The sequence below is a fragment of the Halothiobacillus sp. genome, assembly GCF_027346185.1.
GTDB lineage: Bacteria > Pseudomonadota > Gammaproteobacteria > Halothiobacillales > Halothiobacillaceae > Halothiobacillus.
Genome location: NZ_DAIESY010000154.1, coordinates 1 through 7,750, shown reverse-complemented (window position 1 = coordinate 7,750; position 7,750 = coordinate 1). Strand labels below are relative to the sequence as shown.

At 57.7% G+C, this 7,750-nt stretch carries 9 protein-coding genes; all 9 read left to right on the top strand.

Annotated features, from left to right (window positions below; genetic code table 11):
• Positions 1–348: NfeD family protein (locus tag M7R55_RS10995; protein WP_298220501.1), on the top strand; the 348-nt coding region annotated here is incomplete at its 5' end.
• 16 nt (positions 349–364) lie between these two features.
• A complete protein-coding gene (gene bioA, locus M7R55_RS10990) occupies positions 365–1,723 on the top strand; it encodes an adenosylmethionine--8-amino-7-oxononanoate transaminase (RefSeq protein WP_298220499.1) in 1,359 nt (452 codons plus the stop codon).
• Positions 1,724–1,739: 16 nt separating this feature from the next.
• Positions 1,740–2,483 carry a 16S rRNA (uracil(1498)-N(3))-methyltransferase gene (locus tag M7R55_RS10985; RefSeq protein ID WP_298220497.1) on the top strand — a complete coding sequence of 248 codons (744 nt, stop codon included), beginning with the start codon at positions 1,740–1,742 and terminating at the stop codon, positions 2,481–2,483.
• 105 nt (positions 2,484–2,588) lie between these two features.
• A protein-coding gene (prfB, locus tag M7R55_RS10980; protein WP_298220495.1) for a peptide chain release factor 2 occupies positions 2,589–3,687 on the top strand; the annotation gives its coding sequence in 2 pieces (ribosomal slippage) (positions 2,589–2,663 and positions 2,665–3,687; 1,098 coding nt in all).
• 92 nt (positions 3,688–3,779) lie between these two features.
• Positions 3,780–5,327, top strand: a complete 1,548-nt coding sequence (lysS, locus tag M7R55_RS10975) for a lysine--tRNA ligase (RefSeq protein ID WP_298220492.1) — start codon at positions 3,780–3,782, stop codon at positions 5,325–5,327.
• Positions 5,328–5,386: 59 nt separating this feature from the next.
• Complete coding sequence (gene apbC / locus M7R55_RS10970) at positions 5,387–6,517, top strand: iron-sulfur cluster carrier protein ApbC (protein ID WP_298220490.1); 1,131 nt, start codon at positions 5,387–5,389, stop codon at positions 6,515–6,517.
• Positions 6,504–6,986: an HAD hydrolase family protein gene (locus M7R55_RS10965; RefSeq protein WP_298220488.1), complete on the top strand. Its 483-nt coding sequence runs from the start codon at positions 6,504–6,506 to the stop codon at positions 6,984–6,986. Before apbC ends, M7R55_RS10965 begins: the two co-directional genes overlap by 14 nt.
• Positions 6,987–7,025: 39 nt before the next feature.
• A complete protein-coding gene (tpx, locus tag M7R55_RS10960; RefSeq protein WP_298220486.1) occupies positions 7,026–7,526 on the top strand; it encodes a thiol peroxidase in 501 nt (166 codons plus the stop codon).
• 16 nt (positions 7,527–7,542) lie between these two features.
• Positions 7,543–7,750 (top strand): ROK family protein (locus M7R55_RS10955; RefSeq protein ID WP_298220484.1); only part of this gene is annotated, 208 nt, incomplete at its 3' end.

Genomic DNA, 7,750 nt, shown 5'->3' with positions numbered 1-7,750 from the left:
GGCGTGGCCGCTGGCGTGGTCGGCGGTATCAGCTTTTTCATGCCGGATATCGGCTGGCCGGTGCAGATCGGTCTGTTCGCCGTCCTATCGATCGTTGCCGTCTTGATCGGGCGTCGGGTATTCGTGCCGAACAAGCAGGCCACCGACCACCCCAAGCTTAATCGGCGAGGCGAGCAATATATCGGCCGTCATTTCACCCTTGAAGCCCCCATCGTCAATGGCGTGGGTTGGGTTCGAATCGGGGATTCGCGTTGGCGTGTACTCGGACCGGACATGCCATCGGGCTCGATCGTCGAGGTGAAGTCGGTCGATAGTTCCAATCTCGTGGTCGCACCGGTCACAAGATAACCTCAGGTTAAACATAATGAGTTCGAATCAATCCTGGATCGACCGCGATCTGGCGGTCCTCTGGCATCCCTGCACCCAGATGAAAGAGCATGAGACCCTGCCGCCGATCCCCGTGTCGCGTGGCGAGGGTTCCTGGCTTTACGACTTTGAAGGTCGACGCTATCTCGATGTGATCAGTTCGTGGTGGGTGAATCTGTTCGGGCACGCCAATCCTGTGATCAATGCGCGTCTCAAGGCACAGCTCGATCAGCTCGAACATGTGATTCTCGCCGGATTCAGCCATCAGCCGGTGGTCGAGTTATCCGAACGATTGGTTCAATTGACGCCGCCGGGTCTGGAGCGGGTGTTTTTCGCGGATAACGGTGCTTCCGGTGTGGAAGTCGCGCTGAAAATGAGCTTTCACTACTGGCGCAATCTTGGTCGCGGGGAAAAAACGCGGTTCATCGCCCTGGAAAACAGCTATCACGGCGAAACCATGGGCGCGCTCGGGGTCGGGAACATTCCCATTTTCACCGAAACCTATGCGCCCCTGATCCAGCCCGCCTTTATCGCGCCTTCACCTGATTGCCAGCAGGCCGCATCCGGTGAATCCTGCGCCGATGTTACCGAGCGCGCATTGGCGGGTATGCGTGCGTTGCTCGAACGCGTGGCGTCTTCAACCTGCGCGATCATCATCGAGCCACTGGTGCAATGCGCCGCCGGGATGCGGATGCACGAACCGGCCTATCTTGCGGGTTTGCGCGCCTTGTGCGATGAATTCGAGGTGCATCTGATTGCCGATGAAATCGCGGTTGGATTCGGCCGCACCGGCACCCTGTTTGCCTGCGAGCAGGGCGGCATCACGCCGGATATTCTGTGTCTGTCCAAGGGTATTACCGGCGGCTATCTGCCCCTTTCCGCCGTGCTCACCACCGAGGACATCTATCAGGCGTTTTATTGTGAGGCGCCCGTCAGCCGGGCCTTCCTGCATTCACACAGTTACACCGGCAATCCGCTGGCCTGCACGGCCGCGCTGGCGACGCTGGATATCTTCGAGCAGGATAATGTGATCGAACGCAATCGTCAGCGCGGGGCGATGATCGACCGGCTCACCGCGCCCTTGGCCGAGTTGCCCAACATCGCGCATCTGCGTCGTTGCGGCATGATCGTGGCCATGGATCTGGTCGACGACCGGCCCGGCAATCAGGGCAATCCGTTCCCGCGGGCGGAACGTCGCAACCAGAAGGCTTATCGGTACGCGCTGGACCACGAAGTGCTGCTCCGCCCGCTGGGGAATACCATCTACTGGATGCCGCCGTACGTCATGGATGACGATCAATGGCAGATGCTCGCCGATGTCACCTTAGATGCCGTGCGTTTTGCGGTGCAGGACTAGCGAGAGGGATTGACCGGTGCGCGTACCACGAATCTACCTCGACGCAGTGCTGGCGGAAGGTGCAACCCTGCCGCTGTCCGCCGAGCGGCTCAATTACCTGAAAAATGTTTTGCGCCTGCGCGATGGGCAGGCCGTGCGTGTTTTCGATGGCCAAAACCACGAAGCCGATGCGACGCTCAGTTTGGGCAAGCGCGAGGCCTCGCTTGCAATTGGTCGGGTGGTGATGCACAGCGTCGAATCGCCGTTGCAGATTCATCTTCTGCAGGCGATGGGCAAGGGCGAAAAAATGGACTGGGTGATTCAGAAGGCGGTCGAGTTGGGCGTGACCCGAATCACCCCGGTGGCGACCGAGCGTAGCATCGTCGACCTGAAGGGTGAACGCGCCGATAAGCGCCACGCCCGTTTCATCGATATCGCGATCGGCGCTTGCGAGCAATCCGGGCGCAATAAGCTGCCGCGCATCAATCCGATCCTATCGCTTGAAGATGCCTTAGCGCAGACCGACGCGGCGCTCAAATGGGTTTTGCACCCGAATAGAGGTCATGCAGCGAAACCGTTTGTCGCAAGTCCAGAAAATGTAGCGGTTTTGATAGGCCCCGAAGGCGGGCTTAGTGATCACGAAATCGAAGTAGCCATTGCGTCGGGTTTTATGCCGCTGACACTCGGGCCGCGCGTGTTGCGAACCGAAACGGCACCCATCGTGGCCCTAAGTGTGCTGCAAATGCAGTGGGGCGATTTTTCTTTTGAATGCGCTGACTAACTCCAACCTGCAGTTTTTCAGTGTTCATTAGAGTCCGATCCCTTATGCGTCGCATTGCGTTACAATATTCAACCTATTTTCATGAATCCGTAACGAAACAGAACCATGCTCGAAATTAATCCTATCCTGTTCAAGATCAAAGACCTGTCCTCACGCGCGGCCGCGCTTCGGGGGTATCTTTGACTTCGATGTCAAAAAAGAACGCTTAGAAGAAGTCGATCGAGAGCTCGAAGTGCCCGATGTGTGGAACGACCCGGCTCGGGCGCAGGCCTTAGGCAAGGAACGCGCTTCGCTTGAGCGCGTCGTCCACACGCTGGCCGATATGGCGCAAGGCTTGAACGATAACGCCGATTTGCTGGAAATGGCCGCAGAGGAAGATGACGAAGCCACCGTGGCTTCCATTGAAAAAGACGTGGCCGAATTCGAGAAACAGATCGCCGATCTGGAATTTCGGCGCATGTTCTCCGGCGAAATGGATGAGTCCAATGCCTACCTCGATATTCAGTCGGGTGCGGGCGGTACCGAGTCTCAGGATTGGGCCAGCATTCTGATGCGTATGTATCTGCGCTGGGGCGATCGCCGTGGCTTCAAGACCGAGGTGATGGAAGTGTCCGATGGTGAGGTGGCCGGTATCAAATCCGCCACGATCCGATTTGAGGGCGAGTACGCCTTCGGTTGGCTGCGAACCGAAATCGGGGTGCATCGCCTCGTTCGCAAATCGCCGTTCGATTCCGATAACCGCCGCCATACCTCGTTCGCTTCGGTATTCGTGTCGCCGGAAGTCGATGACAATATCGAAATCGAAGTGAACCCTGCCGATTTGCGCGTAGATGTTTTCCGCGCCTCCGGTGCCGGTGGGCAGCACGTCAACCGAACCGAATCGGCAGTGCGCTTCACGCATATCCCGACCGGGGTCGTGGTGGCGTGTCAGGCGGAACGTTCACAGATTCAGAACCGTGACCGCGCCATGAAAATGCTCAAAGCCAAGCTCTATGAGCTGGAAGTGCAAAAGCGCAATGCCGTCAGCCAGGCACTGGAAGACACCAAATCCGATGTGTCCTGGGGCAACCAGATTCGTTCCTACGTGCTCGACCAAAGCCGTATCAAGGACTTGCGCACCGGCTATGAAACCGGCAACACGCAAGCCGTGCTGGATGGCGATCTCGATCCGTTTATCGAAGCGAGTCTGAAAAGCGGCCTGTGATTCTTGCCGGTCTGCTCTTGTGGGTACGGCCTGAATCGAACCTGCCGCATTCCAGACACTATTGACCTGATTTATTTACCGGAATTTAACTGATGTCCGAACATGAAACCGCCAACGGCGCGGCTGAAGCCAATAACCGAGAAAATAGCCCAGAAACCCTGCTTGCCGAAGAAAACAAACTCATAGCCGAGCGACGAGAGAAGCTCGGTCGCATCCGTGCAAGCGGCAACGCCTTCCCCAATGATTTCCGGCGGGATGCCAGTGCTTCGGAATTGCAGGCCGAATACGCCGAAAAAGAGGCCGATTACTTCGAGCAGAATCCCCGTCGTGTGGTCGTTGCCGGGCGCGTGATGGCCAAGCGGGTGATGGGCAAGGCGAGCTTCCTGTCGATCCTCGATCACAGTGGCCGGATCCAGTTGTATGTGGCGCGCGATGCCTTGGGCGAAGCAGCCTATGATGACTTCAAGACCTGGGATATCGGCGATATCGTCGGCGGCGAAGGCCGCTTGTTCAAAACCCAGAAGGGTGAGCTTTCCGTGCGCGTGGACTCGATTCGCCTGCTGACCAAGAGCCTGCGCCCGCTGCCGGACAAATTCCACGGCATGTCGGATACCGAACAGCGCTACCGCCAGCGTTACGTTGATCTGATCATGAACGAGCCGGTGCGCGACACTTTCCGCAAGCGCACCCGGATCATCCAGTTCATTCGTAATTATTTGAATGCCAAGGACTTCCTTGAAGTCGAAACCCCGATGATGCACGTGATCCCCGGCGGTGCGTCGGCCAAGCCGTTCACGACCTTCCACAACGCGCTCGATATGGATTTATACCTGCGGATCGCGCCGGAGCTGTACCTCAAACGCTTGGTGGTCGGCGGTTTTGAACGGGTGTATGAGATCAACCGGAATTTCCGTAATGAAGGTCTCTCGACGCGCCACAACCCTGAATTCACCATGATCGAGTTCTATCAGGCCTATGCTGATTACATCGATCTGATGGACATGACCGAAGACCTGTTGCGTCGGCTGGCCGAATCAGTCTGCGGTTCAACCATGGTGATGTACCAAGGCACCGCGTTCGATCTGGCGCAGCCATTTGCCCGCCTGTCGGTGGTTGATGCCATCCTGGCACACAATCCGGATATCACACGCGAACAGCTTTCGGATATCGACAGCGCTCGTCGCGTGGCGGAAGGTTTGGGTATCCACATCAAGGATTCCTATGGACTCGGCAAAATCCAGATCGAAATCTTTGAAGAAACGGCCGAGCACAAGCTGATTCAGCCGACCTTCATTACCGAATACCCGGCCGAAGTGTCACCTTTGGCGCGTCGCAACGACGATAATCCGTTTGTGACCGATCGGTTCGAGTTCTTCATCGGTGGTCGTGAAATCGCCAATGGTTTCTCGGAGTTGAACGACGCCGAAGATCAGGCAGAACGCTTCATGGCGCAGGTGGCCGAGAAAGACGCCGGAGACGACGAAGCCATGCATTTCGATGCCGACTACATCCGCGCGCTGGAACACGGCATGCCGCCGACAGCGGGCGAAGGGATCGGCATCGACCGTCTCGTGATGTTCCTGACCGACTCGCCCTCAATCCGCGATGTGTTGCTATTCCCGCATATGCGGCCAGAATAACCAGAATAATTTAAGGGACAACGCTAAGACCGCATACCACAACTGTCTGGAGGTGCTTGATGTTTGGACTGTTTGGAAAAAAAATTGATACCGCCCTATCAGAGGCTTTGCGTGCCGCTTTGGGTGCGCTGATTGATCCTCACGCTGGGGAAACGCTGGCGGATGCCCATTTCATCGAGCGCGCCGAGGTGTTGGGTGATGTGGCGCACATCGACGTGGTGCTCGATTATCCGGCGGCGGGCTATGAGGCCGAACTGACCGAATTGCTTGAGCGCACCGCGCTTAAGATCGAAGGCATCAAATCCGCCAAGACCACCATTGCCTTTGTCAGCCCGATCGGCAGTAGCCAGAACGGCAAGCCGGTACCTGGCGTTCGAAACATCATTGCAGTGGCGTCCGGCAAGGGCGGCGTGGGCAAATCGACGACCAGTGTGAATCTGGCCTTGGCGCTGGCGGCGGAGGGCGCGGCGGTCGGTTTGCTCGATGCCGATATCTACGGGCCGAGCCAGCCGCTGATGCTCGGCAGCAAACAAACCCCCATCGTGAATGCCGATCGTTCGATGGCGCCGGTGATGGCGCACGGCCTGCAAACCATGTCCATCGGTTATCTGATCGATGATGCCCAGGCCATGGTCTGGCGCGGGCCGATGGTCACTTCGGCGCTGATGCAGTTACTAAACGATACGCGCTGGCATGATCTGGATTATCTGATTGTCGATATGCCGCCCGGCACGGGCGACATTCAGCTCACACTGGCGCAAAAGGTGCCGGTGGCGGGCAGCGTGATTGTCACCACGCCGCAGGACATCGCCCTGCTAGATGCCCGCAAAGCCATCACCATGTTCGAGAAGGTCAATGTGCCCGTGCTGGGCGTCATCGAGAATATGTCGGTGCATATCTGTTCGAACTGCGGCCATATCGAGCCGATTTTCGGCACCGGCGGTGGCGAAAAACTGGCGGCGGAAAATCATGTGGCGCTGCTGGGACAGTTGCCGCTGGATCTTGCCATCCGTACCGACGTTGATGAGGGACAGCCGACCGTGGTTCGATCTCCAGACTCCCCCAATGCGCTGATTTATCGACAAACGGCGCGCAAACTGGCGGCTGCCTTGGGGCGCCATCTGCGCCAAGATCAGTTCGATGGCCCGAACATCACGATAGACGAGGACGGTGGCGATGCTGACGGTTGAGATACCTGGCGATTTTAATGGCGGGGTTCGCCTGTCACTTGCGCATCTCGTGCTCGATTACAACGGCACCATTGCCGAGGACGGTGCGCTGATTTTGGGTGTGCCGGAACGACTGGCGCAGCTTGCAGAACTTCTGACCATCCACGTGATCACGGCCGATACCCACGGCAGTGCCGCGGAAAAACTGGCCGGTCTACCGGTTTCATTACACATTCTGCCACCCGGCGCGCAAAGCGAGGCCAAGGCTGCGTTTGTACGTGAGTTGGGTGCAGACCAGTGCGTTGCCATCGGCAATGGCCGTAACGATGCCACGATGCTGCAAGAGACTGCATTGGGCTTGGTTGTGATTCAGGCCGAGGGTGCGGCTCAGATTACGGTGGCAGCCGCTGATATCGTCAGTAAATCCATTGAAGATGCCCTGGATTTACTCTTGCATCCGAAGCGCTTGATCGCCACGCTGCGCAATTGAGCCTCTCCTCAAATAACCGCACCACGCAAAGGTATCCACATGAGTCAAGTTACATTACACGGAAACCCTGTTCAGGTCGCCGGTATGTTGCCCACCATCGGCACAAAGGCACCGGCATTCACGCTTACCGATGGCCAGCTTCAGGAAAAAACCCTGGCTGATTTTCCGGGCAAGAAGAAAATTCTGAATATCTTCCCGAGTCTGGATACACCGACTTGCGCGCAGTCGGTGCGCCGCTTCAATGAAAAAGCGGGCGGTAGCCCGGATACCGTGGTGCTTTGCATTTCTGCCGATCTGCCTTTCGCGCAGAGCCGTTTCTGCGGTGCCGAAGGTCTGGATAACGTGATCACCCTGTCCACATTCCGGCATCCCGAGTTTCTGCGTGATTACGGGGTGCTGCTGGCCGATGGCGCGTTGGCCCATCTGGCGGCGCGGGCCGTGATCGTGCTCGATGAACACGATCAGGTGCGCTACGTGCAATTGGTACCGGAAATCGCCGACGAGCCGGATTACGCCGCAGCCTTGGCGGCACTGGGCTGATCGCGGTTTGATGTCGATGGCAGTACATGCGACCGATAAAAACAAGCTCAAACCAGAGGGCCGTTTGCGCCTCGGCGTCGATTTGGGTGGCACCAAGGTCGAGGTGGCGGTGCTCGATGAGGCGGACGAGTTCCTGTTTCGTGAACGCCTGCCCACGCCGCAGGGTGACTATTCGGGCACCATTGAAACCATCGCCAAGTTGATCAAGCAGGCTGAGGACAGGC